The following is a 25715-nucleotide window of genomic DNA, read 5'->3' as shown; positions in this document are numbered from 1 at the left end:
CGACCGCGCGTGCGGGCCCAGGTCATCCTGGCAGCCGTGGTCCGCGGTGCGGGGAGGACGTCGCTCAGCTCACCGCGCGGAGGCACGCGCGCATCCGGATGAGGCCGTCGCGCATCCGGGTCTTGACGGTGCCCAGCGGGGCCCCGAGGCTGGTGGCGACCTCGAGGTAGGTCATGCCCTGGTAGTAGGCCATGGTCACCGCCTGGCGCTGCACCTCGGGCAGCCCGCTCAGGCAGGCCTGCACCTGGGCGTACTCCTCGTGGTTCTCGGCCTGCTCGGCGACGTCGTCGAAGGGGGTGGCGCGGGCGGCCTCGAAGGTGGCCTTGCCCGCCCGGTCGACCGCGGCCTGCTCGGTGCGGACCCGGTCGATCGCACGGCGGCGGGTGATGGTCAGCGCCCAGGCCATGGCCGTGCCCTTGTCCGCGGTGTAGCGGGCGGCGGTGCGCCACAGCTCGACCATGACCTCCTGGGTGACCTCCTCCGCGTGCGCCCTGTTCCTGAGCACGCGCAGCGCGGTGGTCAGGACGGGCGCCGCCAGCCGCTCGTAGAGCTGGGCGAAGGCGCCCTGGTCGCCTGCGCCCGCCGCCGTCATCAGCTCCTCGACCGTCGGCTCGGCCTGCCGGGCGGTGGTCGGGCGCAGGGCGGTCGGCGGTGGGGCGGCCTTGGTCATCGCTTGGTGGGCGGCGGCGGCGCCGTCCCGCGAACGTGGTCCTGATCCACTGGATCCTCCGTCGTGTCGCCTGAAATCGAGGAACTCAGAGCACACTGACGGCGGGGACTGGGCCATCGCGCCCAAAAGAGGCAGTGGAGACGCTACCCCGCTCCACCCGTTCAGGCACGCCGGCGGTCAGCCGTCGCGGGGGAAGAGCTTGACCACCTCGCCATCGAGGGTGGCGAGGAGGTAGCCACCGCCGTACTCGTCGGCCACGTAGAGGCGCACCGAGGGGGCTTTGTCGATGAGGCCGGTGTCGATGATGATGTAGCGGCTGGTGGGGGTGGGGACGCCCAGTTCGGTGGTCGCCCGTTGCCAGAGCGCCGGGAGCGCGTCCCAGTCGACGTCGTCGAGGTCGAGGACGCCGCGGTCGGGGTCCACGCGGTCCGGGCCCTCGCGGGTGGCGACGCCGTCGCGGTAGCTGAAGTCGTCGAAGGCGCCCGCGGGTGCGGCGACCGGGGCGGTGGCCCGCGCGTGCTGGGGGTGGATGGTCAGCCTGGACACCGTGGTGCCGCCCATCACCTCCGCCAGGGCGCTGACCACCTGGCGCGCGCCCGCCGGGGAGAGCGGGTCCTGCGGCGCGGGGGTGCTGGTCGTGGTCCCGGGTGGCGGGGTGGTGGGCACGTCGGCGCCGGGCAAGGCGGCGGGTCGGGTGTTCGGCGGGTCCGCGCGGGTGTTCGAGGGGTCGTCGTCCGAGCGCAGCGTGTTGACGAGCAGCAGGGCGAGTGCGGCGACCAGGGCCAGCGCGGTCGCCGAGAACACCGCGGCGCCGACTCGCTTGCGGGTGGGTGTGGGGGCCGTGTGCGCGGTCGTGGGCCGCTGGTGCCACTGCCCGGTGTGCGCGGGGAAGGCGGGCCCGGCCGGGGTGGGCGGGCCGTGCTCGGCGGCGGCGAGCATCCGGTCCAGGACCTCGCCGGTCGGCCGGGCCGCCGGGTCGTGCACGAGGACCGCGCTGAGGACGGGGCCGAGCGCGCCCGCCCGGCGCGGCGGCGGCACGGGCTCGGACATGACCGCGGCGAGGGTGGCCATCGTGGTGGCGCGGCGCAGGGGGTGGTGGCCCTCGACGCCGACGTAGAGCAGCATCGCGAGCGACCAGAGGTCCGAGGCGGCCTTCGTCTCGTCACCGCGCAACCGCTCCGGGGCGATGTACTCGGGGGAGCCGATCACCTCGCCGGTCCTGGTCAACTGGGTGGAGCCGTGCAGGGCGGCGATGCCGAAGTCGGTGAGCACGGCGCCGCCGTCCGGCCGCAGCAGCACGTTGCCCGGCTTGACGTCGCGGTGCAGCACCCCGGCGGCGTGCGCCGCGCGCAGCGCCCCGAGCACGTCGCGCCCGATCCTGGCCGCCTCCGCCGGGGCGAGCGGGCCCGCGCGCAGCCGCTCGTCCAGGGAGGCGCCCCGGACCAGCTCCATGACGATCCACGGGTACGGCGAGTCGTCGGTCTCGATGATCTGGTAGATCGACACGACGTTCGGGTGCTGCAACCGGGCGAGCGCGCGGGACTCCCGCAGCGCCCGCTCCCGCTGCTGCCCGGCCAGCACCGGGTCGTCCTGGTGCGGCCCGGCGTCGGCGGGGCGCACCTCCTTGATGGCCACCTCGCGCCGCAACCCCACGTCCAGGGCCCGCCACACCGTTCCCATACCGCCGCTGCCCAGCGGTCCCAGCAGCTCGAACCGGCCGCCCACCACACGCCCGGTCTGCTCTCGCTCCGACACGCGCACACGCTAGCAACCGCCCATCCCCGCGAGGGGCCCGCCGGTGTGGCGAATCAGCACCCTCATTGACAGGGTGGTGGTCATGCGCTCGCTCTCCCGGGAACGCGCCACCAAGTGGCCAGCGGTGGGTGTTGTCGGGTTCCCGGTGTTGTTCGTGGCGGTGTGGAGCAGTGGGTTCATCGTCGGCGCGATCGGGACCCGGGAGGCGGCCCCCGCGGCGCTGGGGTTCTGGCGATTCCTGTTGGCCGCCTTGGTAATGGGAGCGGTGGTGCTGGTCAGCCGCGCGCCGTTGCCCCGCGGGCGGGTGGTGTGGTGGCACTTGTTCGTGACGGGGGCGCTGTTGCAGACGGTGCAGTTCGCGGGTGTCTTCATCGCGATGGGGTTGGGGTTGGCCGCTGGGCTGACCTCTCTGGTCACCGACGCGACGCCGCTGGTGGTGGCGGTGGCGGCGGTGCCGCTGTTCGGGGAGCGGTTGACCGGGTGGCAGGTGGTGGGGTTGGCCTTGGGGACCGGGGGAGTGGTCGCGGCGGTGGGGGCTGACCTCGAGGGGAGTGTGACGGCCGGCGGGGTGGTCGCGGCGGTGGTCGGGTTGGTGGGGTCGGCGGGCGGGACGCTCTACCAGAAGCGGTTCGGGGCGGACATGGACATGCGGTCTGGGATGTTGGTCCAACTGGTGGCAGCGGTGGTGACCATCGCGCCGCTGGCGGCTCTCACCGGCGGGTTCGGGATTCCGTGGACGGTGGGCGCGGTGGGCGCGGTGGTGTGGTCGGCGCTCGTGGGGTCGATCGCGGCGTTCGTGCTGCTGTTCGTGTTGCTGCGGCACCGGCCTGGGGCGGGGGCCACCAGCTACCTGTTCCTGGTCCCGCCGGTCACGGCGCTGGCGGGGGTTCCCCTGCTGGGGCAGCCCGTCTCGCTGGGGGCGGTCGCCGGTTTCGCGTTGGCGGCGGCGGGGGTGGCGTTGGTGACCCGGGCCGCGTCCAGCCCCCGGCGGTTGCCTTGACCCGCGCCCAGGGCGCCGGTCCGCACCACGGGACCGGTGCAGCCGGTCAACCGCACCAACTCCCGCACGAGTTCCACCGGTCTACTCGACCGCTGCCTTCTCGACGTGGTTCGCCCGGTCGCGTTGGCGGTTGCCGTAGGCGGCGGTGCGGACAGCCTCGTCGCTGTGCAGCCGGGAGCCGAGGGCGCCCGTGATGGTGGCGATGGAGGCCGAGAGCCAGGCCAGGGCGAGGTAGTCGGTGAAGCCCGCGGGGTGGCCGATCTCCTCGGCCAGCACCGCGGGGTCGATCAGGAGCAGGGCGGAGACCAGGACCACGGCGAACAGCGCGGCGTAGAGGGTGCCGACCCCGATGAGCAGGGTCACCGTCGTGACCACGTTGTACGTCCTCGCCCGGTCTCGGCCGACGACGTCGTCCGGGCGGTCCCAGAGGTGGTGGCTGCCGATGAGCCAGACGACCATCGCCGTGATGGACACGACCGTCGCCGCGGCCAGGCGGTAGCCCGGGAGCTTGTCGCCCATCTGCCAGATCGTGGAGATGACCAGGGAGTACGCGGCGGTGGCCGCCGCGGCGACCAGGACGCCGGAGAGCTGGACGGCCAGGCGCCAGGGTCTGGTGGCGCGCACCATCCCGGCGATCATCCGCACCGGTCCCATCGGGCCCGCGGCCAGGATGCGCGTCTCGACACCCGGCTCGTCGACCTCGACCCGGCGCAGCGCCCTCGCCAGCGGCACCGGCACCCCGACCAGCTCCCCGACCACGGCGGCCGCCACGTCGGCCATCCTGGGCGTCAGCCGCCACGGCCCCAGCGCGGGCAGGTAGACCACCGCGAGCCCGTTCTCCCGGCTCGCCTCGGCCGCGATCGGCGCGGTGCCCATCCGCCGCGGCAGGTCGGTGACGCAGACCCACAGGTCGCACTGCCCGTCGGCGACGTGCCCCTGCACCGCCCGGACCACGTCGCGCACACTGCCGTGCTCGTCGGCGGCGAAGCGGTCCGCGATCACGACCACCTCCCACCGCACGTCCGCGTCGACCCTGGCGGCCAGCAACCCCGGCAGCCGCTGCCCCAGGGGCAACGCCACCTCCGCGACCAGGCCCGGGTCGGCCAGCACTCCCACCACGACTGTCTTCGCAACCATGGTGGTGGGCTTCCCGCGCACCCACCGGCCAACACCTGGGCTCGCTGCCCCGAATGGCCCAACACCCTAGGTCGCGGGGCCGTCCCGGCCGATGACCAGCAGCGCCACGTCGTCCCCGTGCGGGTGCGCGCCGAGCATGGTGTCCATGAGGTGGGCGCAGACGGCCGACGGGGTGTCGGAGCCGACGTTGGCGACGAGCTTGGCCAGTCCGGTGTCGACGTCGCTGTCGCGGCGTTCGACCAGGCCGTCGGTGTAGAGGGCGAGGATCGCGCCCTCGGGGAGGTCGACGGCCAGCTCCTGCCTGGGGTGCGGCGCGATCAGGCCGAGGCCGATGGGCAGGTCGGTGGGCAGCTCCAGGCAGGCGGGCGGGCTGCCGGGGACGGCCAGCACGGGGGGCAGGTGGCCCGCGCAGGCCAGGGTGACGCGCGCCCGCGCGACGTCCAGGACCGCGTAGATGACCGTCGCCATCGCGGTGGGCTCGAAGTGGGCGGCCTTGCGGGCCAGCCTGGTCAGCACCTCGGCGGGCTGGTCGTAGTCGAGCGCGTACGCGCGCAGTGCGCTGCGCAGCCTGCCCATCACCACCGCGGAGCGCAGGCCGTGGCCCGCGACGTCGCCGATGGCGATGCCGACGCGGTCGCCGGGGAGGGTGAACACGTCGTACCAGTCGCCGCCGACCGCGCTGCCCGCGCCGGGGGCGTAGCGGGCGGCGAAGGTGAAGCCGGGGACCGGCGGGAAGCTGGTGGGCAGCAGGCTCTGCTGGAGCAGGGCGGCGGCGGCGGTGTGCGCGTGCGAGACCTCGGCGAGCACGACCAGGGCCACCCGGTTGCCGACGGCGGCCAGCAGGTCGATCTCGGCCGGGGTGAACCGCCGCCGCCCGCGCACCCCGACGTGCAGCACGCCGACCAGCTCGTCGCGCGCCAGCAGCGGCACACCGAGCATCGCCCGCAGGCCGGAGCGCCACAGCAGCGGGTTGACCACGGTGGAGGCGTCGACGCGGTCGAGCACGACCGGTTCGCGCCGGTCGGCGACCTGCCCGGCGAAGCCGAGGCCGACCGGCACCGTGACGCCCTGGTTGACCTCCTCCTCGAGGCCCACCGCCGCCCGCACCCGCAGCGCGTCCTGCCCCGGCTCGCGCAGCAGCACGCTGGCGGTGTCGACCCGCAGCCCCACGCTCACCTGGGTGAGGACCGCGCGCAGGTATTCCTCCAGGTCGGTGTGGTCACGTGCCAGCTCCATGACCGCGCCAAGCACGTCCACGCCCTGGTCGAGCTCCGCTTCATCCGGCACCCCGGCACCGTACCGCCGTTCGCGTGCGCGGCGCTCGTGACCTGTCCCCCGCCCGGGCCGGGCGGGGGACGGATTCGCTACTCCGGGGCCTTGGTGATGACCTGCGGCGCGACGTCCAGGTCCTCCTCGTGCCCCTCCACCAGGGTGTACTTGCGCTGGTGCTCCTTGTCTGCCTCGCCCGGCCCGCCCCCCGCGCCCATGGCGCCACCCAGCGGGACACCGCCGGCAGCGCCGCCCCCGGTGGCGCGGGCCTGCTGCTGCCCGCCCTCCGACCGGGCCGTGCCCGTGTCGCGGCCCGCGCCGACGCGGGCGGAGGGGGAGTGGCTGCCGCCGACCCCGCCGCCGCCGAACGGCACCCCGCCCGCCGGTGTGGCGGCGGTGGGCACCCCGCCCCCGCCCGCGGCGCGGGTCGCCTCCGGGAAGGCGGAGCCCGCGGGCAGTGGGCTCGCGCCCGCGGTCCGGGTGGACACCTCCGGCGCGGCGGTCGCGCCCGGCACGGACGCCGCCGAGAGGGACGAGCCGGACGGCACGGACCCGCCGCCCTGTGTCGCCGTCCCCGCCGGGGCGGACACGCCCCCGGTCGAGAACGCGCCGCCGGAGGCCGACGCCGGGCTCGACGCCGGGGCCTCGCCCTGGTCGCTGCCCTGGTCGCTGCCCTGGTCGCTCCCCTTCGCCCAGTCGCTCACCCCGTCCACGGCGGCCGCGGTCCCGCCGCCCTTCTGGTCGCCCCCGGCGGACCCCTCAGCCGCCGCGGCGTCCACGCTCTGCCCGCTGATGCCCGACAGCGCCTGCTGGATCAGCTCCACCACGGCCATGCCGCCGCGCACCAGCTTCATGAGGTTGTCCCCGCTGGCCACCAGCGCCGCGAGCTTCGCGGCGATGCGCAGCGCGTACTGCACCGCGATCCCCACGCACGGCGGGATGGCCTCCACGACGCTCTGGCCGAAGGTCTCCGCTGCCCGTGCGATGGCCTGGGTCAGGATCGGGACGATCTGCGCGACCGCCTCGGCGATCAGCTCGGTGACCTCGGCGATGGCCTGCGCCACCACCTGTCCCGCGCCGATGATCGCGCTGCCCACGCCGGTGCTGGCCTGGCCCAGGCCGGCGATGCCCGTCGCGTGCTGCTCGGCGGCCTCCCGGTACTGGGTCCCGGCCGCGCCCGACCAGTCCGCGGTCTCCCGGCCCGCCGCCCGCCGGTACTCCTCGGCCACGCCGCCGATGTCCTGCCCGGCGTCGCCGAAGTCCCGCGACCCCGACGCGACCGACGACCCGTTGCCGCCCTGGAGCTGGGTGAGGCCCTCGCCGAGGAACGACACCATCGGCACGAACCAGCCCAGGCCCGCCGCGGCGAGCCCGCCCAGCGGGTTGAGCGCCGACTCCAGCAGACCCATCGGCGCGCCCGGCACGCCCAGGCCCGGGGCCACCCACCCCTTGGCGCGCACGGCGTTGTCGGTCGCCTCGAGCTCGGCGACCAGTTGGGCGGTGTTCCTGTCGCTCATCAGCGGTACTCCTGGGTCAGCGTGGCCGCGTTGCCCTCGTCGGTGTTCTGGTAGCCCGCGGCGGTGCGGGTGATGCCCGTGCCCAGTTCGGCGACCGAGGTCGACGCGTCGGTCACGGTGTTCGCGACCTGCGTCATCGCGCCCTGCAGGCCGGTGGCGAGGAACTGGGCGAACAGGCCGAGGGCGAGGTCGGCGAGGCCGCTGGGGAGCTGCCCGCCGATCGACGAGAGCCGGTCGGCGACCTCGTCGACGCCGCGGGCGTGCCCGCGGAGCTGGTCCGCGTGGACATCGAACTGCCCGAACTGCCCGAATTGTTCAGTCATCGCGTGATCTCCGGGGGGTTGGCGAAGTAGTCGTCGTCGGAGTCGGCGCCGCCGCGCGGACGCGCGCCCGCGGGCAGGTGCCGCTTGATCACCTCCAGGGCGGGGCCCTCGCCGAAGCACTCGGTCGAGATCCCGGCGACCTGCCTGCTGACCGCGTGCCGCGCCTTGCGCGTGGTCTCCAGGATCAGCCGCGCCAGCTCATCGGACTCCAGGGTGCGGGCCGAGGGGGCCAGGGTGAGGTCCTCCAGCACGCCGCTGGCCCCGACCCGCACCCGCACCTCGCCGCGGCGGGAGGACGCCGTCGCGCCGACCTCCCGCAGGCGCTCACCGGCCTCCTTGGCGCGCGCGGCCACCTCGGTCAGCTTCTTGTCGTACTGCGCGAGCCACTGCTCAGCGTCCATCGTGTTCCCTTCTCACGGCCATGGCCATCGTGGTGAGCTCCTGGCTCAAGTCCTGCCTGCGCAACGGGTTGACGCTGGTCCACCCGTCCTCCGCGCGGTCCACCCGCACCCGTCCGCGCGGACCGTCCAACCAGGACAGGTCGGTCGGGGTCCTGCGGGCCCCCCGGGTCGCCCCGGCCTGCCCGGCGCCGGTCAGCTCGGGCAGCACCACGCCGAGCTCGTCGAGCGCGGCGCGGTCGGAGCGGTCCGGCGGGATCGTGATGGGCATGGTCACCGCCGCCTCGACCTCGGGCACCAGCCGCATCAGCTCGTCGACCAGCGCGCTCTGCGCGACCCGCCGGACCCGCACCCCGGTCGCCGGGTCGCCGGACAGCGGCTGGCTGCACACCAGCGTCCACGACCGGTAGACCAGGGCCACCACGCCGACCGCCCCGTCCGGCCTGGTCAGCACCAGGTCGATCGCGCCCCGGTGCTCGGCCAGCGCGGTGACCACCTCGGCCGCGACGCCGAGCGGCCCGCGCTCGCCCGCCAGCCCGCGCGAGCGCAGGGTCACCCCCGCCGCGGCCAGCAGCACGTCGCGCTCCCCGGCGATCCGGCCGAACTCCGGCACCCGCAGCGGGTACGGGAACCGCCTGCCCGCGTGCGTGGCGAGCAGGTCCAGCTCGACCAGCCCGAAGTCGACCCCGGACCGGGCCGCGGGCGGCGCCGCCGCGGTCATGTCCGCGTCTCCTGGCCGTTGAACCGCCAGGCGATCTCCCGGTCGCCGTCCTGGTACCGGCTGACCGTGTCGCGCAGCGCCCGGTGGTAGCCCGCCAGCTCGCCGTCGGCCGCGCTGACCTCGCCGGTGAGCCCGGCGGGCCCGGCCGCCTCGCGCAGCCGGGCCGCCAGGTGCAGCGCGGGCGGCGCGGTGCCCAGCAGCGGCCGCCGCTCGGCCAGCCGCGCCGCCGAGGACACCAGGCCGCCGGTCTCGTCGCCGATGCCGACCAGGGACCGCACCTGGCTGACGAGGTGGTCGGTCAGCACCTCGACGCCGGGCTCGTCCGGCTCACTCGAAAGCATGGTCGTCCTCCCTGTCCGGCGCGCCGCCGATCACCGCGGCGCTGGCCCGCTCGTCGATGGTGAAGATCCCGGTGTCCACGTTCGGCAGGCGGCTGCGGTGGTCCCTGCCCTCCTGCTCGCCCATGGGCCGCGCGCCCATCGGCGCCCCCATGAGGCCGCCGGGCCCAGCCCCGCGCGCGGCGGCCAGGTTCGACAGCGCCGCGCGCTCGGCGGCCAGCACGCTGCCCACGGGCCCCGGGCCGCCCCCGACCAGGCGACCCGCGTCCAGGCCCGCGCCCCCGGCCGCCCCGGGCGCGCTGCCGCCCACCAGCCGGGACCACGGCACACCGCCCGCCCCGCCCCGGCCCGCCGTCGACCCGGGGCCGCCGGGGGTCGAGGCGGCCGCGGCGGCGGTGGTCGTGCCGCCGCCCGAGCCGTCGACCTCGTACGACCTGGGCCCGCCCGCGCTGGGCATGCCGGGGACGACCTGGTGGCTGCTGGCGTGCAGGCTCGACTCGTAGGTGCGCATCACCCCGACCGCCTGGGCCTTGGCCACCCCCGCCACGGCGTCGGCGGTGAAGAACCGCGCGCCGCCGATCAGCACCGCCGCCACCGGGTTGATCGGCCCGGCGCCGACCGCGCTGGTGGCCAGCGTCATCGGGTCGGGCGTCGGCGGCGGCATGGTGTTGCGGGCGACGGCGAGCGCGTCGCCCGCCTCGGCCGCCGCCTTCTGCACCGTGCCCGCCCTGGCCCCCGCGTTCCACACCCGGTCGGACAGCTCCGCGAGCCGGTCCGCGGCCTGCCCGGACGACGGGCTCCGCCAGTTCGCGCGCAGGGCCTCGGCCTCGCGGCGCAGCGCGTCGGCGAAGCCGGTCAGCTCGGTGCTGTGCCGCCCCCACTCGGCGGCCACCGTGCCGACGTCGCCGACGTCGGCGTCCTGCCAGAGCATCCCGTGCAACTGCTCGTGGCTGTAGGCGTTCCAGTTGGTGCCGCCGGGCGGGGTGGGCGTCACGAAGAACTCGGCCCACACGCTGTCCAGCGCGTCGGTCAGGGTCTGGGCCAGGTTCGCCAGCGGCCCGTCCGGACTCAGTACGGCGGTGACCGCGCCCGCCAGGCCCTCGACAGTGTCAAACACGTCGGCGACACTGCCGGGGAGCGGGCCACCGGAACAGGCCATGGACCGGCCATCTATGTCCGCTGGGGGAAACTCCCAGGTCAGCCGCGCATCAGGTGGGTTTGCAGGCGGACGTGCCGGAACTGGTGGACCGCGCCGACCTGGCGCAGCACACCCCGGCGGCACGCGTCGTCGAGGAAGGCGGCGACCGACCACGGCAGCCGCCCGGTGAGCGGCAGCCACACCCGGGCGAACACCACCCACTGGCCCCACGCGGAGATGCTGAGGCCGACCACGAGCCCGATCACCGGGCCGAGCACGAGGTCCAGCGGCAGCGAGACCAGCTCCAGCCTGCCCAGCGCCAGGGTGATGATCAGCAGCCGGGCGAGGCCGAGGACCAGCCCCAGGCCGAGGAACTCGACCAGCACGATCGTGCGGCTGGCGCGTAGCAGGTCGGCCGGGCCCACGGCCGACCGGATGTCGACCGAGGCCTCCAGCCCGGCCATCAGCCCCCAGCCCAGGCCCGCCAGCGCGCCCAGCCCGGCGCCGGTCGCGAACCCGCCCGCGAAGCCGAAGCCGGGCAGGCCCATCGGCTCGAGCCCGGCCGCCGCGGCCAGCCCCAGCACCACGCCCAGGCCCGCGCCGCCGATCACCCCGACCAGCAGCCTGCGGCCGAACCGCGCCCGCAACTGCCGCCCCCCGCCCCGGGCGCGCAACTGGACGCGCGCGGGCTCGAACGCCCCGCCGCCCAGCCGGATGCCCGCGCCGTGCGCCAGGCCCGCGGCCGACCCGATCGCGAGCCCCAGCCCCGGCGCGGTGAGCAGCGCGATCCGGCCGTCGCCACCCAGGACCAGGTCGAGCAGCCCGACCAGCACCCCGCCGAGCAGGCCGACGACCAGCCCGGCCAGCGCCCCGACGACCGCCATCCGCGAGCGCCCGCGCAGCTCGCCGCCGAGCTGCCACCAGGCCAGGTCGTGGGCGCCGAGCCGGTCGAGGTGCTGGGCGAGGTAGCCGAGCCAGCCGCGCGCCCGCTCCGGGTCCCACCGGCTGTCCGGGTCCCGGTAGACGCTGGGGATGAAGCTGCCGAGCAGGTGCTCCTCGATCGCGTGCTGGCTGTCGAACCGGTCGGGGTCGAGCAGCACGGCCGGGTCGCCCCCCGCGGGGCCGCTGTAGGTGGTGCGGGCGAGCCCGACCATCAGCGGGGTGGTGAGGACCGCGCGGAGGTTGCCGCAGGCCGGGCGCCCGGGGTGCGCGCGCAGCTCGGCCAGCACCGGGTCCCAGGCGGTCGCGCCGCCGTCCTTGCGCGCGGTGCGCGGCAGGTAGTCGGCCAGGTCGGTGACGGTGAGGTCGGTCAGCCGGACCGCGGCGGCGGCGGTCAGGGCGGCGGCCCCGGCCACGGCCGCGTACTCGCCGGGCCTGCTGGTCAGCAGCAGCGGCAGGGTCGTGGCGTTGAGGGCGTCGAGCGCGGGCCGGTGCAGCCCGGCGGCGAGCTCGTCGAACCCGTCGAGCACCGGCAGGACCCGCCCGGCCTCGACCAGCGCGGCCGCCAGCGTCGTCCCGCCGCCGCCGGCCGCGGCCAGCCCGGGGTGGTCGCGCAGGAGCTGACCGGCGAGCCAGTCCCGGAAGGCGGTGGTCGTCGGGTCCCAGGACCCGAGGCCGAACACGACCGGCACGGTGGCGCCGCGCTCGCGGTCGCGCATGACGTCGAGCACGAACCGGGCCGCCAGCACCGACTTGCCCGACCCGCCCCGGCCCAGCACCACCAGCCGCCCCGACGGGACCCGCCGGTAGACCTCGGCGATGTCGGCCAGGCCGCCCGCCAGGTCCAGCGCGGTGGCCGAGGCACCCGGTGCGGCGCGGCAGATGTTCGCCCAGTGGTCCATCACGCCCTCGGGCGCGACCTGCCAGCGGACCGGCAGCGGGAACGGGTCCTGGACCCGCCGCAGCTCCTCCTCCCTGCCCAGCCGGGCCCCGACCGCGTGCGCGAGGTCGTCGGCGGCCTCGGCGAGCCTGCGCTCGAACGCCGACTCCGGCACGACGGTGACGACCGGCGGCGGCTCTGGCTGTGGTTCCGCTTCTGGCTCCGGCTCTGGTTCGACCGGTAAGCGCCCGTCGGCGACGGCCAGCACCCTGGCCCGCTCCCGGGGCTCCAGGCGCAACGCGTCGGCGAGCAGCCGGACCGTGTCGAGCTGCGGGTTCGCCCGGTCGCCGCTCTCCAGCCTGCGGATGGTCCGCACCGACAGGCCGGTGCGCTCGGCGAGGTCGTCCTGGGTCAGCTGTGCCTGTCGCCGCAACTGCCGCAGCAGCGCGCTGAACTGGCTCGTCACCCTAGGTACCCTAGCCGGCGCTCCCGGCGCCCATCGGCGGGTTGGTGATTCCCCGTCGAGGAGGACCCTGGCTCGAGGTCCGCACGACCAGCTCCGGGGTGAACAGGACCTGTTCGTGCACGTGGCCGGTCTCCCGGGTCTCCCGCAGCAGGAGTTCGGCCGCGGTGGCGCCCAGCTTGCGGCGGGGCTGGCGGACCGAGGTGAGGGGGACCGCTGCCGCGGCGGCGAACTCGATGTCGTCGTAGCCGACGATGGCGAGGTCTTCGGGGACCCGGATGCCGGTGGAGACGCAGTGCTGGAGCAGTCCCAGGGCCAACAGGTCGTTGGCGCAGAAGACCGCTGTCGGACGGGTGGCGGTGGGCAGCCCGGCCAGGCGCTGGCCCGCTTGGCGTCCTTCGTGGACGGTCAGGGCGGCGGTCTCGACGTGCAGCAGGGCCGCGGGGTCGCGACCGGTGGCGGCCAGCGCGCGCTCGGCGCCGTGCTTGCGGTCGCGGACCTGGCCCAGCGACAGCGGGCCGCCGACCAGGCCGATGCGGTCGTGGCCGTTCTCGATGAGGTGCAGCAGGGCCAGTTCGCCGCCCAGGACGTCGTCGACGGCGACCGAGCAGTGGGTGTCGCCGCCCCGGGTGCGGTCGACGATGACGACCGGGGTGCCGCGCTGGGGCAGCTCGTCGAGGATCGCGGCGTGCGGGTCGGCCGGGGTGATCAGGATGCCCTGCACCCGGTGCTGCTCCAGGCGGGTCAGGTAGGACAGCTCGCGCTCGGCCCGGTTGTCGCTGTTGCACAGGAAGACCGACAGGTCGGCGGCCTCGGCGGCCTCCTCGATGCCCTGCGCGACGTCGGTGAAGAACGGGTTGGCCCCGTCGAGCAGCACGTAGGCCAGGGTGCTGCTGCGCCCGGCGCGCAGGTGGCGGGCCGACTCGTTGCGGACGAACCCGAGGTCGGCCATGGCCGCCTCCACCCGCAGCCGCGTCCGGGCGCTCACCACCTGCGGGCGGTTGAGCACGTTGGACACCGTCCCCAGCGACACCCCGGCGGCGGCCGCCACGTCCTTGACCCCGACCTGCCGGTGCCCGCCCGCCTGCTCCTGGTCAGACACCGGCGCACCCCCCATTTGAAACGTTCATCCACAGCCGGGTCGAGTGTAGACCGCTGATGACTCCTTGATCGTGGAGAATCCGTTTTCACCTGCGCTGAACCGAGTCTTGACGGTTGTGAGTGCGGTCATATACGTTCCACGAGCTTGATTGAAACCTTTCATTTTTGGATCTCGGAGGTACGCGATGGCGCGGCCGGACGGCGTTCCGCTGCTCGAGGTCTCGGACGTGACGAAGTCCTTCGGCGCCGTCGCGGCGGTCCGCGGCGTGTCCTTCCCCCTGCACGCGGGCGAGGCGCACGCGCTGGTGGGGGAGAACGGCGCGGGCAAGTCGACGATCGTGAAGATGCTGGCCGGGGTGCACCGCCCGGACCGGGGCGCGCTGCTCGTCGACGGGGACCCGGTCGCCTTCGGGTCGCCGGGCGAGGCCAAGGCCGCCGGGATCGCGGTGATCTACCAGGAGCCGACGCTGTTCCCGGATCTGTCGGTCGCGGAGAACATCGCCATGGGCAGGCACCCCGTCGGCCGCTTCGGCATGGTCGACCGGGCCGCGGTGCGCCGCGAGGCCGCCGCCCTGTTCGAGCGGCTCGGCGTGCGGATCGACCCGGCCCGGCCCGCCCGCGGCCTGTCGATCGCCGACCAGCAGATCGTGGAGATCGCCAAGGCGCTCGCGGGCCGGGCCAGGGTGCTGGTCATGGACGAGCCGACCGCCGCGCTGACCGGGGTGGAGGTCGAGCGGCTGTTCGCGGTGGTCCGGGCGCTGTGCGCGGACGGGGCCGCGGTGCTGTTCATCTCGCACCGGTTCGAGGAGATCACCGCGCTGTGCCAGCGGGTGACGATCATGCGCGACGGCGCGCACGTGTCCACCGACCCGGTGGCCGGGCTGACCGTGCCGGAGATGGTGCGCCGCATGGTCGGCCGCGAGCTGGACGCGCTGTTCCCCAAACAGGACGTCGACCCGGGCGAGGTCGTCCTGCGGGTCGCCGGGCTCAGCCGCGCGGGGGCCTTCGCCGAGGTCACCTTCGACGTGCGCGCCGGGGAGATCGTCGCGCTGGCGGGCCTGGTCGGCTCCGGGCGCTCCGAGGTCGTGCAGGCGGTGTTCGGCGTGGACAAGCGCGACAGCGGCTCCGTCCACGTCAACGGGAAAGCGGTCAGGCCGGCCTCGCCCCGCGCGGCGATGGCCGCGGGCATGGCCCTGGTCCCCGAGGACCGCAGGCAGCAGGGCTTGGTGATGGACCTGTCCATCCAGCGCAACGCGACCCTGCCGCGCTCGGGCGCCCTGGCGGGCCTCGGCTTCCTCTTCGGCGGCGCCGAGCGGCGGGAGGCCCGGCGCTGGACCGAGCGGTTGCAGACCAAGTACGGCGACCTCGGCGACCCGGTGGGCACGTTGTCCGGCGGCAATCAGCAGAAGGTCGTGCTGGCGAAGTGGCTGGCCACCGAGCCCGCCGTGCTCATCGTCGACGAGCCCACCCGCGGCATCGATGTCGGGACCAAGGCGGAGGTGCACCGGCTGATGTCGGAGCTGGCGGCGGACGGGGTGGCGGTGGTGATGGTGTCCTCCGAGCTCCCCGAGGTGCTGGGCATGGCCGACCGGGTGCTGGTGATGCGCGAGGGCCGGGTCGTGGCCGAGCTGGCGCGCGCCGAGGCCACCGAGGAGTCGGTCATGTTCGCCGCGATGGGACAGGGGGCGGTCGCGTGAGCGCGCTCAAGGCCCCGCCCGCCGCGGCGTGGTGGTCGTCGGTGGTGCGGGCCCGGGAGGCGGGCATCGTCCTGGCCCTGGTCGCCCTCGTCGCCTACACCGCGGTCTCCAACCCGCGCTTCCTGTCCGGGCAGAGCGTCCGCGACATCCTGCTCGGCACGTCGATCCTGGCCGTGCTGGCGGTCGGCCAGGCCGTCGTGGTCATCACCCGCAACATCGACCTGTCGGTCGGCTCGGTGCTCGGCCTGAGCGCGTTCACCGTCGGGTCGGTGGTGCAGGACAACCCCGGGCTGCCGGTGGTGGTCGCCCTGCTCGCCGGGGTCGGGATCGGCGTCGTCTGCGGCACGCTCAACGCCCTGCTGGTCCGGTACGGGCAGGTCCCCGCGCTGGTGGTCACCCTCGGCACGCTCTACGCGTTCCGGGGCGTGACCTACCTGACCGCGGGCGGCCAGCAGATCACCGCCGACGAGCTGCCGCGCGCCTTCCTCGGCTTCGCCGACGCCAGCGTGCTCGGCGTGCCGTGGCTGGTGGTCATCGCGGTGGCGGTGACCGTCGCCGTGGGCGTCCTGCTGCGCAACTACCGCCTCGGCCGGGAGCTCTACGCGATGGGCTCCAGCCCGGAGGCCGCCGCGCTCGTCGGCATCAAGGTCGGGCGCAACACCCTGGTGGCCTTCGCGATCAGCGGCGCGGCGGCGGGCCTGGCCGGGGTGCTGTTCGCGGTCCGGTTCGGCACCATCGACGCCGCCGCGGGCACCGGCTACGAGCTGAACGTGGTCGCCGCCGCGGTCGTCGGCGGGGTCGCGGTGTTCGGTGGCAGCGGCACCGTCTGGGGCGCGGCGCTGGGCGCGCTGCTGCTCACGGTCATCGGCAGCTCGCTGACCGTCCTCGACATCGACCAGTTCTGGCAGCAGGCCATCGTCGGCGCGCTGATCCTGCTGGCCATCGCGATCGACCGGCTGGTCGCCCTGCGCACCGCGCGGGCGCTGAGGAAGGGCGGGCCCCATGTCCAGTGACCGGCTTCGGCGGATCTCCTGGTGGGACGTCGCCATCATCGCCATCACGCTGGTGGTGCTGCTCGTGGCCGCGGGCGCGGTGGACAACTTCGGCTCCAGCCGCAACTTCGGCTTCCTGGTGCTCGACCTGCTGCCGATCGCGCTGATCGCGCTGCCGATGACCTTCGTGGTGATCACCGGCGAGATCGACCTGTCGGTGGCCAGCACGCTGGGCCTGACCTCGGCGGTGCTGGGGTCGCTGTGGAACCAGGGCCTGCCGATGGAGACGATCGTCCCGCTGTGCGTGCTGCTGGGCGCGGTGCTCGGCGCGGTCAACGGCCTGTTCGTCACCGTGTTCAAGCTGCCGTCGCTGGCGGTCACGATCGGCACCCTGGCGCTGTTCCGCGGCCTGGCGTTCGTCGTGCTCGGCGACAGCGCGGTCGCCGACTTCCCGGCGGCGTTCACCTCCTGGGTCACCGGCGGCGTCGGCGGCGGCCCGATCCCGAACGCGCTGGTCCTGCTGGTCGTCCTCGCGGCGGTCGCGGGCCTGGTGTTGCACGCGACCCCGGTCGGCCGGGCGGTGTTCGCCACCGGGGCCAACGAGCAGGCCGCCCGGTTCTCCGGCATCCGCGTCGACAAGCTCAAGTTCTGGCTGTTCGTCTCCAGCGGCGCGGTCGCGGGCCTGGCCGGTGTGCTGTGGACGCTGCGCTACTCCAGCGCCCGCGCCGACAACGGCGTCGGCCTGGAACTGGCGGTCGTGGCCGCGGTCCTGCTCGGCGGGGTGTCGATCTTCGGCGGCAAGGGCGCGCTGCCCGGCGTGCTCGCGGGCGTGGTCCTGCTGGCCACGTTGCAGAACGCGCTGCGGCTGGAGGACGTGACCAACGAGTCGCTCAACATCGTCACCGGCGTGCTGCTCATCGTCTCCGTGCTGCTGCCCAACCTCGGCCGCTCGCTGCGCGCCACCCTGCGCCGACGGCGGCTGCGCGCCGCCCGGCACACCTGACCCCCGGCACTTCCCCTTGTCCAGAAAGGCGACAACGATGTCCCGCACTCTTTCGTCCCGCGCCGTGGTGGTGGCCGCGGCCGCCACCATGGCCGTGGTCCTCACCGCCTGCGGCGGCACCACCAAGGGCTCCGACACCGGCCCGGCCGCGCCGGGCGGCTCCGCCGCCGCCGCGGACCCGGACGCCCCGTTGCAGGAGGGCGTCAAGATGGCGTTCCTGCCCAAGCAGCTCAACAACCCCTACAGCGACATCGAGGTCGGCGGCGGCGAGGCCGCGCTCAAGGAGCTCAAGGGCGAGTACAAGCTGGTCGGCCCCAACGACGCCAGCGCCTCATCGCAGGTCAGCTACATCAACACGCTGATCCAGCAGCAGCAGGACGTCATCGCCGTGGCCGCCAACGACCCGAACGCGGTCTGCCCGTCGCTCAACCAGGCGCGCGCCGCCGGGATCAAGGTCGTCTCGTTCGACTCCGACTCCGCCAAGGAGTGCCGCGACGCGTTCGTCAACCAGGCCACCACCGAGGGCATCGGCCAGGCCCTGGTCGAGCTGGCCAAGGAGGCCGCGGGCGGCTCCGGCGAGATCGCGATCCTGTCGGCGACCCCGAACGCCACCAACCAGAACGCCTGGATCGAGGTGGTCAAGTCCGAGCTGGCCAAGCCGGAGAACTCCGGGCTGAAGCTGGTGAAGACCGCCTACGGCAACGACGACGACCAGAAGTCGTTCCAGGAGACCCAGGGCCTGCTCCAGTCGTTCCCGAACCTCAAGGCGATCGTCTCCCCGACCACCGTCGGCATCGCCGCCGCGGCCCGCTACATCAGCTCGTCGAACTACCAGGGCAAGGTGGCCGTCACCGGCCTGGGCACCCCCAACGCCATGCGCGAGTACGTCAAGAACGGCACCGCGGCCAAGTTCGCGCTGTGGAACCCGGCCGACATCGGCTACCTCGCCGCCTACGCGGGCGTCGCGCTCAAGTCCGGTCAGATCACCGGCCAGCAGGGCGAGAAGTTCACCGCGGGCAAGCTCGGCGAGTACACCATCGGCGCGGACGGCGAGATCGTCCTCGGCCCGCCCACGGTCTTCGACGCGTCCAACATCGACCAGTTCGACTTCTGACCGACCAGTCCGACCTCGGAGGGTCCCGGTGCCGCGCTACTGCTTCTGCCTGCAGGTCAAACCCGAGCGCGTGGCCGAGTACGTCGAGCGGCACCGGGCGGTGTGGCCGGAGATGCTCGCCGCCCTGCGCGAGACCGGCTGGCACGACTACGCCCTGTTCCTGCGGGCCGACGGCCTGCTGGTGGGCCACGTCCGCGCCGAGTCCCTCGCGGCCGCCCAGGCCGCGATGGCCGAGACCGAGGTCAACGCCCGCTGGCAGGCGGAGATGGCCGAGTTCTTCGCCGACCTGGACGGCAGGCCGCCGGACGAGGGCTTCCTCCTGCTGGAACCGGTCTTCGACCTCGATGAGCAACTCACCGAGCTACCCGAAAGGTGACGCCGTGCCCGACATGGCAGCCGTGAAGCAAGCCCTCGCCGCGCAGCGGATCGAGACCCCGTCCTGGGCGTTCGGCAACTCCGGCACCCGGTTCAAGGTGTTCGCCCAGGCCGGGGTGCCCCGCACGCCGCAGGAGAAGATCGCCGACGCGGCGGCCGTGCACCGGTTCACCGGCGCGGCGCCCAGCGTCGCGCTGCACATCCCGTGGGACAAGGTGGACGACTACGCGGCGCTGACCGAGCACGCGCGGGACCTCGGCGTCAGCGTCGGGGCCATCAACACCAACGTCTTCCAGGACGACGACTACAAGCTGGGCTCGGTCACCAACCCGGACGCGGGTATCCGCCGCAAGGCCACCGACCACCTGCTCGAGGCGGTGGCGGTGATGGACGCCACCGGCTCCCGCGACCTCAAGCTGTGGTTCTCCGACGGGATCAACTACCCCGGCCAGGACGACCTGCGCGACCGGCAGGACCGGCTGGCCGCCGCGCTGCGCGAGGTCTACGACCGGCTCGGCGACGACCAGCGCATCCTGTTGGAGTACAAGCTGTTCGAGCCCGCGTTCTACGCCACCGACATCCCCGACTGGGGCACGTCGTTCGCGCACTGCCTCGAGCTGGGTCCGAAGGCGACGGTGTGCATCGACACCGGCCACCACGCCCCGGGCACCAACATCGAGTTCATCGTGGCCTTCCTGCTGCGCCAGGGGAAGCTGGGCGCGTTCGACTTCAACTCCCGCTTCTACGCCGACGACGACCTGATGGCGGGCGCGGCCGACCCGTTCCAGCTCTTCCGGATCATGTGCGAGATCGTCCGGGCGGACGCGCTCGACCCCGCCGCGGGCATCAACTTCATGCTCGACCAGTGCCACAACATCGAGGCCAAGATCCCCGCGGTGATCCGGTCGGTGATGAACGTGCAGGAGGCCACCGCCAAGGCCCTGCTGGTCGACCGGGACGCCCTCGCCGCGGCCCAGCGCGCGGGCGAGGTCCTCGACGCGAACGCCGTGCTGATGGACGCCTACAACACCGACGTGCGCCCGCTGCTGCGCGAGGTGCGCGAGGACCAGGGCCTCGACCCGGACCCGATCGCCGCCTACAAGCGCAGCGGCCACCACGAGGCGGTCGTCGCCGAGCGGGTCGGCGGCGAGCAGGCCGGGTGGGGCGCGTGAACGAGGAGAACGACATGAGCGAGCTTTCCCCGGCGGCCGACCTGGTCGCCCGCAGCAACGCCCTGGGCGCGGACCCGCGCAACACGAACTTCGCGGGCGGCAACACCTCGGCCAAGGGCACGGCGGTCGACCCGGTGACCGGGACGCCGACGGAGCTGCTGTGGGTCAAGGGGTCCGGCGGCGACCTGGGCACGCTCACCGAGTCCGGGCTGGCCGTGCTGCGGCTGGACCGGCTGCGCGCGCTCGTCGAGGTCTACCCGGGCGTGGAGCGCGAGGACGAGATGGTCGCCGCGTTCGACTACTGCCTGCACGGGCGCGGCGGCGCGGCCCCGTCGATCGACACCGCCATGCACGGCCTGGTCGACGCCGCGCACGTCGACCACCTGCACCCCGACTCCGGCATCGCCCTGGCCACCGCCGCCGACGGGGAGGCGCTGACCGAGGAGTGCTTCGGCGATCGCGTGGCCTGGGTCGACTGGCGGCGCCCCGGCTTCCAGCTCGGCCTCGACATCGCCGCGGTCAAGGCGGCGAACCCGCGGGCCATCGGCGTCATCCTGGGCGGGCACGGCATCACCGCGTGGGGGCGCACGTCGGCCGAGTGCGCGGCGAACTCGCTGGAGATCATCCGCACGGCCGAGCGGTTCCTGGCCGAGCGCGGGTCCGCCGAGCCCTTCGGCCCGGTCGTGCCCGACAACGAGCCCCTGCCCGAGGCGTGGCGGCGGGAGCGGGCGGCGGCGCTGGCCCCGGTGATCCGCGGACTTGCCTCGACCGACAAGCGGCAGATCGGCCACTTCACCGACAGCGACGTGGTGCTGGACTTCTGCGCCCGCGCCAGGCTGGCGGAGCTGGCCGCCCTGGGCACCTCCTGCCCCGACCACTTCCTGCGCACCAAGGTCCGCCCGCTCGTGGTCGACCTGCCCGCCACCGCCCCCGTCGAGGACGTCGTCGCCCGGCTGCGCGAGCTGCACGAGGAGTACCGGGCCGAGTACCGCGCCTACTACGACCGCCACGCCACCCCGGACAGCCCGCCGCTGCGCGGGGCCGATCCGGCGATCGTGCTGGTCCCCGGTGTCGGGATGTTCAGCTTCGGCAAGGACAAGCAGACCGCGCGGGTGGCGGGGGAGTTCTACGTCAACGCCATCAACGTCATGCGCGGCGCGGAGTCGGTGTCGCGGTACGCGCCGATCAGCGAGGCGGAGAAGTTCCGCATCGAGTACTGGGAGCTCGAAGAGGCCAAGCTGCGGCGGATGCCCGCGCCCGCGCCGCTGACCGGGCGGGTCGCCCTGGTGACCGGGGCCGGGTCCGGGATCGGCAAGGCCATCGCCGAGCGGCTGGCGGCCGAGGGCGCGTGCGTGGTCGTCGCCGACCTCGACGCCGCGGCCGCCGAGTCGGTCGCGGCGGGGATCGGCGGGCCGGACCGGGCCGTCGCGGCGATCGCCGACGTCACCGACGCCTCGGCCGTGGCGGCGGCGGTGGACGCGGCGGCGCTGGCCTTCGGCGGGGTCGACCTGGTGGTCAACAACGCCGGGCTGTCCATCTCGAAGTCGCTGCTGGACACCACCGAGCGCGACTGGGACGTGCAGCACGACGTGATGGCCAAGGGCTCGTTCCTGGTGTCGCAGGCCGCCGCCCGGGCGATGATCGCCCAGGGCCTCGGCGGCGACGTCGTCTACATCTCGTCGAAGAACTCGGTGTTCGCCGGGCCCAACAACCTCGCCTACGGCGCGGCCAAGGCCGACCAGGCCCACCAGGTCCGGCTGCTGGCCGCCGAGCTGGGCGAGCACGGAATCCGGGTCAACGGCGTCAACCCCGACGGGGTCGTGCGCGGCTCCGGGATCTTCGCCGGGGGCTGGGGCGCCAAGCGCGCCGCGGTCTACGGCGTGCCGGAGGAGGAGCTGGGCGCCTTCTACGCCCAGCGGACCCTGCTCAAGCGCGAGGTGCTGCCCGAGCACGTCGCCGCGGCCGTCTTCGCGCTGGCCGGGGGCGATCTGACCCACACCACCGGCCTGCACATCCCGGTCGACGCGGGCGTCGCCGCGGCCTTCATCCGCTGAGGAGCACCATGACCGGCACCCTCGACCAGCCCGCCGTCGCGGGCCTGGACCGCGTCACCCCGCGCAGGACCCGGGTCGGGCTGGTCGCGGGCGGGCTCGGCGCGTACTGGCCGCAGTTCCCCGACCTGCTGCCGCGGCTGCGGCGCTCGGCCGAGGTCGTGGCGCGGCGGCTGGGCGCGCTGGACTGCGAGGTCGTCGACGTCGGGTTCGTCTCCGACGAGCGCGAGGGCGCGGCGGCGGCCGAGCGGCTCCGGGTCGCCGACTGCGACCTGATCGTGGGCTTCCTGACCACGTACATGACCGCCACGATGCTGGTCCCGGTCGCCCAGCGCACCGGGGCGCCGGTGCTGCTGGTCAACCTCCAGCCCACCGAGGCGATGGACCACGCCACCTTCGACACCGGGGCGTGGCTGGCCTACTGCGGGGCCTGCCCGCTGCCGGAGATGGCCAACGCCTTCCGCCGGGTCGGCGTCGAGTTCCGGTCCGTGTCGGGCCACCTCGCCGACGAGCGGGCGTGGACGCGCATCGAGCGGTGGGTCAAGGCCGCGGGGGTGCGGGCGGCGCTGCGGCACGGCAGACATGGTCTGCTCGGGCACCTCTACCCGGGGATGATGGACGTCGCCACCGACCCCACCCTGGTCACCGCCCAGCTCGGCGGGCACGTCGAGGTGCTGGAGATCGACGACGTGCGGGTGCGGGCCGAGGCGGTGACCGACGCCGAGACCACCGCCCGGGTCGAGCTGGCGCGGGAGGTGTTCACCCTGGCGGACTCGGTGGCCGCCGACGACCTGCGGTGGGCGGCGCGGGTCTCGGTGGCCCTGGACCGGCTGGTCGAGGACTTCGCGCTGGACTCGCTGGCCTACTACCACCGCGGCCTCGACGGCGAGACCCACGAGCGGGTCGGGGCCGGGCTGATCCTGGGCAGCTCGCTGCTGACCGCGCGCGGGATCCCCGCCTGCGGCGAGTACGAGCTGCGCACGTCGCTGGCGATGCTGGTCATGGACCGGCTCGGCGCGGGCGGGTCGTTCACCGAGTTGCAGGCGCTCAACTTCCGCGACGGCGTGGTCGAGATGGGCCACGACGGGCCCGCCCACCTGGCCATCAGCTCGGGCAAGCCGCTGCTGCGCGGGCTCGACGTGCTGCACGGCAAGCGCGGCTGGGGCGTGTCGGTCGAGTTCGACGTCGCGCACGGGCCGGTCACGCTGCTCGGCCTGGGCCAGCTCCGGGACGGGACGTTCACGCTGGTCGCCTCGGAGGGCGAGGTCGTCGGCGGGCCGCTGCTGCGGATCGGCAACACCACGTCCCGGGTCGACTTCGGCCGCGACCCGGCCGAGTGGACCGACGAGTGGTCGGCGACCGGTGTCGCGCACCACTGGGCGCTGGGGACCGGGCACCGGGTGGCCGAGCTGGCGGCGGTGGCCGACCTGCTCGGGCTGGACCTGGCGGTGGTGCGGTGAACGCGCGCGTCGCCGCCGTCGACCTCGGGGCCACCAGCGGGCGGGTGCTGGTAGGGCTGGTCGGGCCGGACCACCTCAGCGCCGAGGAGGTCCACCGGTTCGCCAACGAGCCGGTGCGGCTCGGGCCGACCCTGCACTGGGACGTGCTGGGCCTCTACCGGGAGACCCTGGCCGGGCTGCGCGCCGCGCTGTCCGGCGGGCGGCTGGACGGGGTGGGGATCGACTCGTGGGCGGTCGACTACGGCCTGCTCGACGCCTCCGGCGCGCTGCTGGGCAATCCCGTGCACTACCGCGACAGCCGCACCGACGGGGTGCCCGCCCGGGTCCACGAGCTGGTGACGCCGGAGGAGCTGTATTCGTCCACTGGTGTGCAACAACTACCGTTCACCACGCTCTACCAGCTCGCCGCGGAGGCGGGCAGCGCCAGGCTCGAGGCCGCCGAGACGCTGCTGCTGATCCCGGACCTGCTGGCCTACTGGCTCACCGGCAGCATCGGTGCCGAGCGCACGAACGCCTCCACCACCGGGCTCTACTCCGCCGCCCGCCACGAGTGGGACCTCGACCTGGCCGCCCGCGCCGGGGTGCCGGGCAGGCTGCTGCCCCCGCTGCGCTCGGCGGGGGAGGTCATCGGCCGCACGACCGCCGACCTGGGCGCGGAGGTCCCCGTGGTGGCGGTCGGCTCGCACGACACCGCCTCGGCGGTCGTCGGCGTCCCCGCCGCCCGGGGCTCCCGCTTCGCCTACATCTCCTCGGGCACCTGGTCGCTGGTCGGGGTGGAGCTGGAGTCGCCGCTGACCACCGGGGCAGCGCTGGCGGCCGGGTTCGGCAACGAGGGCGGGATCGAGGGCACCACCCGGCTGCTGCGCAACGTCATGGGCCTGTGGGTGCTGTCCGAGTGCCTGCGCGGCTGGCAGACGGTCACCCTGGCCGAGGCCCTGGCCGCTGCCGCCGCCGCACCCGCCTTCGGGCCGGTGGTCGACATCGACGCGCCGGGGTTCCTGCCGCCGGGGGACATGCCCGCCCGGATCGAGCGGGCGTGCCTGGCCAGCGGGCAGGCGCCGCCGCGCACCACCGGGGAGGTCGTGCGGTGCGTGCTGGAGAGCCTGGCGATGGCCTACCGGCGCGCGGTCCGGCAGGTGGGGGAGCTGACCGGGACGCCGGTCGAGGTCGTCCACGTGGTGGGCGGGGGAGCGCGCAACGAGCTGCTGTGCGACCTGACCGCGGCCGCCTGCGGGGTGCCGGTGCTGGCCGGGCCGGTCGAGGCCGCGGCGCTGGGCAACGTCGTCGTGCAGGCCAGGGCGCTGGGCGTGGACCTGCCGGACCGGTGGGCGATGCGCTCGCTGATCGCCTCGACCCACCCGCCGCGCGAGCACCGGCCTGCCGGTCGGGCCGGGGAGTGGGACGCTCTGGAGGCCCGGCTGGCCTCGGCCGGGGTGTGGGAGGAGCGCGGGTGAAGGTCGCACTGATGGTCACGTGCGTCAACGACGTCCTGTTCCCGGGCACCGGGGCGGCCGTGGTGCGGCTGCTGGAGCGGCTCGGCGTCGAGGTCGACTTCCCGGGGGCGCAGACGTGCTGCGCGCAGCCGATGGTCAACACCGGCTACCTCGACGAGGCCGTCCCCGCCGTCCGCGCCTTCGTCGACGCCTTCGCGGGCTACGACGCCGTGGTCACCCCATCGGGCTCGTGCGCGGGCTCGGTGCGCCACCAGCACGCCATCGTCGCCCGCCGCAGCGGCGACCCCGGCCTGGCCGCCGCCGTCGCGCGGACCTCGCCGCGCACCCACGAGCTGACCGAGTTCCTGGTCGACGTGCTCGGGGTCGAGGACGTCGGCGCGTACTTCCCGCACACGGTGGCCTACCACCCCACCTGCCACTCGCTGCGGATGCTGGGGGTCGGCGACCGCCCGACGCGGCTGCTGCGGGCCGTGCGCGGGCTGCGGCTGGTCGACCTGCCCGCCGCCGACCAGTGCTGTGGCTTCGGCGGGACGTTCGCGCTCAAGAACGCCGACACCTCGATCGCGATGGGGGCCGACAAGGCCAGGCACGTCCGGTCCACCGGGGCCGAGGTGTTGGTGGCGGGGGACAACTCGTGCCTGATGCACATCGGCGGGGTGCTGTCGCGGCAGCGGGCGGGCACCCGGGTCGCGCACCTGGCCGAGGTCCTGGCGAGCACGGAGGAGCAGCGGTGAGCGGCACGTTCCTG

The 25715-nt window shown here is 74.6% G+C and carries 23 protein-coding genes; 11 read left to right on the top strand and 12 right to left on the bottom strand.

The window, feature by feature from the left end; genetic code table 11:
• Window positions 1-64: 64 nt before the first annotated feature.
• Entirely contained in the window at window positions 65-670 is a 606-nt protein-coding gene (locus GCL84_RS01795) for a sigma-70 family RNA polymerase sigma factor (protein WP_156753549.1), read from the bottom strand.
• 177 nt (window positions 671-847) lie between these two features.
• The gene (locus GCL84_RS01790; RefSeq protein ID WP_156753548.1) at window positions 848-2425 is read right to left on the bottom strand and encodes a serine/threonine-protein kinase; all 1578 of its coding nucleotides are present in this window, start codon (window positions 2423-2425) and stop codon (window positions 848-850) included.
• 82 nt (window positions 2426-2507) lie between these two features.
• Here GCL84_RS01790 and GCL84_RS01785 point away from each other — a divergent pair, with 82 nt between their 5' ends.
• Entirely contained in the window at window positions 2508-3425 is a 918-nt protein-coding gene (locus GCL84_RS01785; protein WP_156753547.1) for a DMT family transporter, read from the top strand.
• A gap of 81 nt (window positions 3426-3506) precedes the next feature.
• Here GCL84_RS01785 and GCL84_RS01780 read toward each other — a convergent pair whose 3' ends face one another.
• From GCL84_RS01780 to GCL84_RS01735, 10 genes are all read right to left on the bottom strand, one after another.
• Complete coding sequence (locus GCL84_RS01780) at window positions 3507-4562, bottom strand: hypothetical protein (protein WP_156753546.1); 1056 nt, start codon at window positions 4560-4562, stop codon at window positions 3507-3509.
• A 66-nt stretch (window positions 4563-4628) separates the two neighbouring features.
• Entirely contained in the window at window positions 4629-5849 is a 1221-nt protein-coding gene (locus GCL84_RS01775) for a PP2C family protein-serine/threonine phosphatase (RefSeq protein WP_235925924.1), read from the bottom strand.
• A 77-nt stretch (window positions 5850-5926) separates the two neighbouring features.
• Window positions 5927-7348, bottom strand: coding sequence for a WXG100 family type VII secretion target (locus tag GCL84_RS01770; RefSeq protein WP_156753545.1), 1422 nt, complete (start codon window positions 7346-7348; stop codon window positions 5927-5929).
• Entirely contained in the window at window positions 7348-7671 is a 324-nt protein-coding gene (locus GCL84_RS01765) for a type VII secretion target (RefSeq protein WP_156753544.1), read from the bottom strand. Before GCL84_RS01765 ends, GCL84_RS01770 begins: the two co-directional genes overlap by 1 nt.
• Window positions 7668-8072: a YbaB/EbfC family nucleoid-associated protein gene (locus GCL84_RS01760; RefSeq protein ID WP_156753543.1), complete on the bottom strand. Its 405-nt coding sequence runs from the start codon at window positions 8070-8072 to the stop codon at window positions 7668-7670. Before GCL84_RS01760 ends, GCL84_RS01765 begins: the two co-directional genes overlap by 4 nt.
• Window positions 8062-8790: an ESX secretion-associated protein EspG gene (locus GCL84_RS01755; protein ID WP_156753542.1), complete on the bottom strand. Its 729-nt coding sequence runs from the start codon at window positions 8788-8790 to the stop codon at window positions 8062-8064. Before GCL84_RS01755 ends, GCL84_RS01760 begins: the two co-directional genes overlap by 11 nt.
• Entirely contained in the window at window positions 8787-9131 is a 345-nt protein-coding gene (locus tag GCL84_RS01750; protein WP_156753541.1) for a hypothetical protein, read from the bottom strand. The genes GCL84_RS01755 and GCL84_RS01750 overlap by 4 nt, the downstream gene beginning before the upstream one ends.
• A complete protein-coding gene (locus GCL84_RS01745) occupies window positions 9118-10245 on the bottom strand; it encodes a hypothetical protein (RefSeq protein WP_235925923.1) in 1128 nt (375 codons plus the stop codon). Before GCL84_RS01745 ends, GCL84_RS01750 begins: the two co-directional genes overlap by 14 nt.
• Before the next feature lie 80 nt (window positions 10246-10325).
• Complete coding sequence (locus GCL84_RS01740) at window positions 10326-12551, bottom strand: helix-turn-helix domain-containing protein (RefSeq protein ID WP_156753539.1); 2226 nt, start codon at window positions 12549-12551, stop codon at window positions 10326-10328.
• 10 nt (window positions 12552-12561) lie between these two features.
• Complete coding sequence (locus tag GCL84_RS01735; RefSeq protein ID WP_156753538.1) at window positions 12562-13665, bottom strand: LacI family DNA-binding transcriptional regulator; 1104 nt, start codon at window positions 13663-13665, stop codon at window positions 12562-12564.
• Window positions 13666-13834: 169 nt separating this feature from the next.
• On the opposite strand from GCL84_RS01735, the gene GCL84_RS01730 reads away from it, so the two are divergent.
• The 10 genes from GCL84_RS01730 to GCL84_RS01685 are packed head-to-tail and all read left to right on the top strand — an operon-like array spanning window position 13835 to window position 25701.
• Window positions 13835-15346: a sugar ABC transporter ATP-binding protein gene (locus GCL84_RS01730; protein WP_156753537.1), complete on the top strand. Its 1512-nt coding sequence runs from the start codon at window positions 13835-13837 to the stop codon at window positions 15344-15346.
• Window positions 15343-16359: an ABC transporter permease gene (locus tag GCL84_RS01725; protein ID WP_156753536.1), complete on the top strand. Its 1017-nt coding sequence runs from the start codon at window positions 15343-15345 to the stop codon at window positions 16357-16359. The genes GCL84_RS01730 and GCL84_RS01725 overlap by 4 nt, the downstream gene beginning before the upstream one ends.
• Complete coding sequence (locus GCL84_RS01720; protein WP_156753535.1) at window positions 16349-17341, top strand: ABC transporter permease; 993 nt, start codon at window positions 16349-16351, stop codon at window positions 17339-17341. Before GCL84_RS01725 ends, GCL84_RS01720 begins: the two co-directional genes overlap by 11 nt.
• A 37-nt stretch (window positions 17342-17378) precedes the next feature.
• Entirely contained in the window at window positions 17379-18455 is a 1077-nt protein-coding gene (gene rhaS / locus GCL84_RS01715; RefSeq protein WP_156753534.1) for a rhamnose ABC transporter substrate-binding protein, read from the top strand.
• Between the two features lie 28 nt (window positions 18456-18483).
• On the top strand, window positions 18484-18831 hold the full coding sequence (locus GCL84_RS01710) for an L-rhamnose mutarotase (RefSeq protein ID WP_156753533.1): 348 nt from the start codon (window positions 18484-18486) through the stop codon (window positions 18829-18831).
• 13 nt (window positions 18832-18844) lie between these two features.
• Complete coding sequence (gene rhaI, locus GCL84_RS01705) at window positions 18845-20002, top strand: L-rhamnose isomerase (protein WP_197522957.1); 1158 nt, start codon at window positions 18845-18847, stop codon at window positions 20000-20002.
• A 14-nt stretch (window positions 20003-20016) separates the two neighbouring features.
• Window positions 20017-22056, top strand: coding sequence for a bifunctional aldolase/short-chain dehydrogenase (locus GCL84_RS01700; RefSeq protein ID WP_156753531.1), 2040 nt, complete (start codon window positions 20017-20019; stop codon window positions 22054-22056).
• 8 nt (window positions 22057-22064) lie between these two features.
• Entirely contained in the window at window positions 22065-23513 is a 1449-nt protein-coding gene (locus GCL84_RS01695) for an L-fucose/L-arabinose isomerase family protein (protein ID WP_156753530.1), read from the top strand.
• Entirely contained in the window at window positions 23510-24967 is a 1458-nt protein-coding gene (locus GCL84_RS01690; RefSeq protein ID WP_156753529.1) for a rhamnulokinase, read from the top strand. Before GCL84_RS01695 ends, GCL84_RS01690 begins: the two co-directional genes overlap by 4 nt.
• Window positions 24964-25701: a (Fe-S)-binding protein gene (locus GCL84_RS01685; protein WP_197522950.1), complete on the top strand. Its 738-nt coding sequence runs from the start codon at window positions 24964-24966 to the stop codon at window positions 25699-25701. The genes GCL84_RS01690 and GCL84_RS01685 overlap by 4 nt, the downstream gene beginning before the upstream one ends.
• Window positions 25702-25715 lie beyond the last annotated feature (14 nt).

Source organism: Actinokineospora pegani, assembly GCF_009745975.1.
Lineage (GTDB): Bacteria > Actinomycetota > Actinomycetes > Mycobacteriales > Pseudonocardiaceae > Actinokineospora > Actinokineospora pegani.
The sequence above is the reverse complement of the archived record's forward strand: the minus strand, read 5'-3'. Positions and strand labels throughout refer to the sequence as shown.

Coding starts and splice junctions, on each gene's coding strand:
- GCL84_RS01795 (WP_156753549.1), bottom strand. CDS start 670: ATGACCAAGGCCGCCCCACCGCCGACCGCCCTGCGCCCGACCACCGCC.
- GCL84_RS01785 (WP_156753547.1), top strand. CDS start 2,508: ATGCGCTCGCTCTCCCGGGAACGCGCCACCAAGTGGCCAGCGGTGGGT.
- GCL84_RS01780 (WP_156753546.1), bottom strand. CDS start 4,562: ATGGTTGCGAAGACAGTCGTGGTGGGAGTGCTGGCCGACCCGGGCCTG.
- GCL84_RS01770 (WP_156753545.1), bottom strand. CDS start 7,348: ATGAGCGACAGGAACACCGCCCAACTGGTCGCCGAGCTCGAGGCGACC.
- GCL84_RS01765 (WP_156753544.1), bottom strand. CDS start 7,671: ATGACTGAACAATTCGGGCAGTTCGGGCAGTTCGATGTCCACGCGGAC.
- GCL84_RS01760 (WP_156753543.1), bottom strand. CDS start 8,072: ATGGACGCTGAGCAGTGGCTCGCGCAGTACGACAAGAAGCTGACCGAG.
- GCL84_RS01755 (WP_156753542.1), bottom strand. CDS start 8,790: ATGACCGCGGCGGCGCCGCCCGCGGCCCGGTCCGGGGTCGACTTCGGG.
- GCL84_RS01750 (WP_156753541.1), bottom strand. CDS start 9,131: ATGCTTTCGAGTGAGCCGGACGAGCCCGGCGTCGAGGTGCTGACCGAC.
- GCL84_RS01735 (WP_156753538.1), bottom strand. CDS start 13,665: ATGGGGGGTGCGCCGGTGTCTGACCAGGAGCAGGCGGGCGGGCACCGG.
- GCL84_RS01730 (WP_156753537.1), top strand. CDS start 13,835: ATGGCGCGGCCGGACGGCGTTCCGCTGCTCGAGGTCTCGGACGTGACG.
- GCL84_RS01720 (WP_156753535.1), top strand. CDS start 16,349: ATGTCCAGTGACCGGCTTCGGCGGATCTCCTGGTGGGACGTCGCCATC.
- rhaS (WP_156753534.1), top strand. CDS start 17,379: ATGTCCCGCACTCTTTCGTCCCGCGCCGTGGTGGTGGCCGCGGCCGCC.
- rhaI (WP_197522957.1), top strand. CDS start 18,845: ATGGCAGCCGTGAAGCAAGCCCTCGCCGCGCAGCGGATCGAGACCCCG.
- GCL84_RS01700 (WP_156753531.1), top strand. CDS start 20,017: ATGAGCGAGCTTTCCCCGGCGGCCGACCTGGTCGCCCGCAGCAACGCC.
- GCL84_RS01695 (WP_156753530.1), top strand. CDS start 22,065: ATGACCGGCACCCTCGACCAGCCCGCCGTCGCGGGCCTGGACCGCGTC.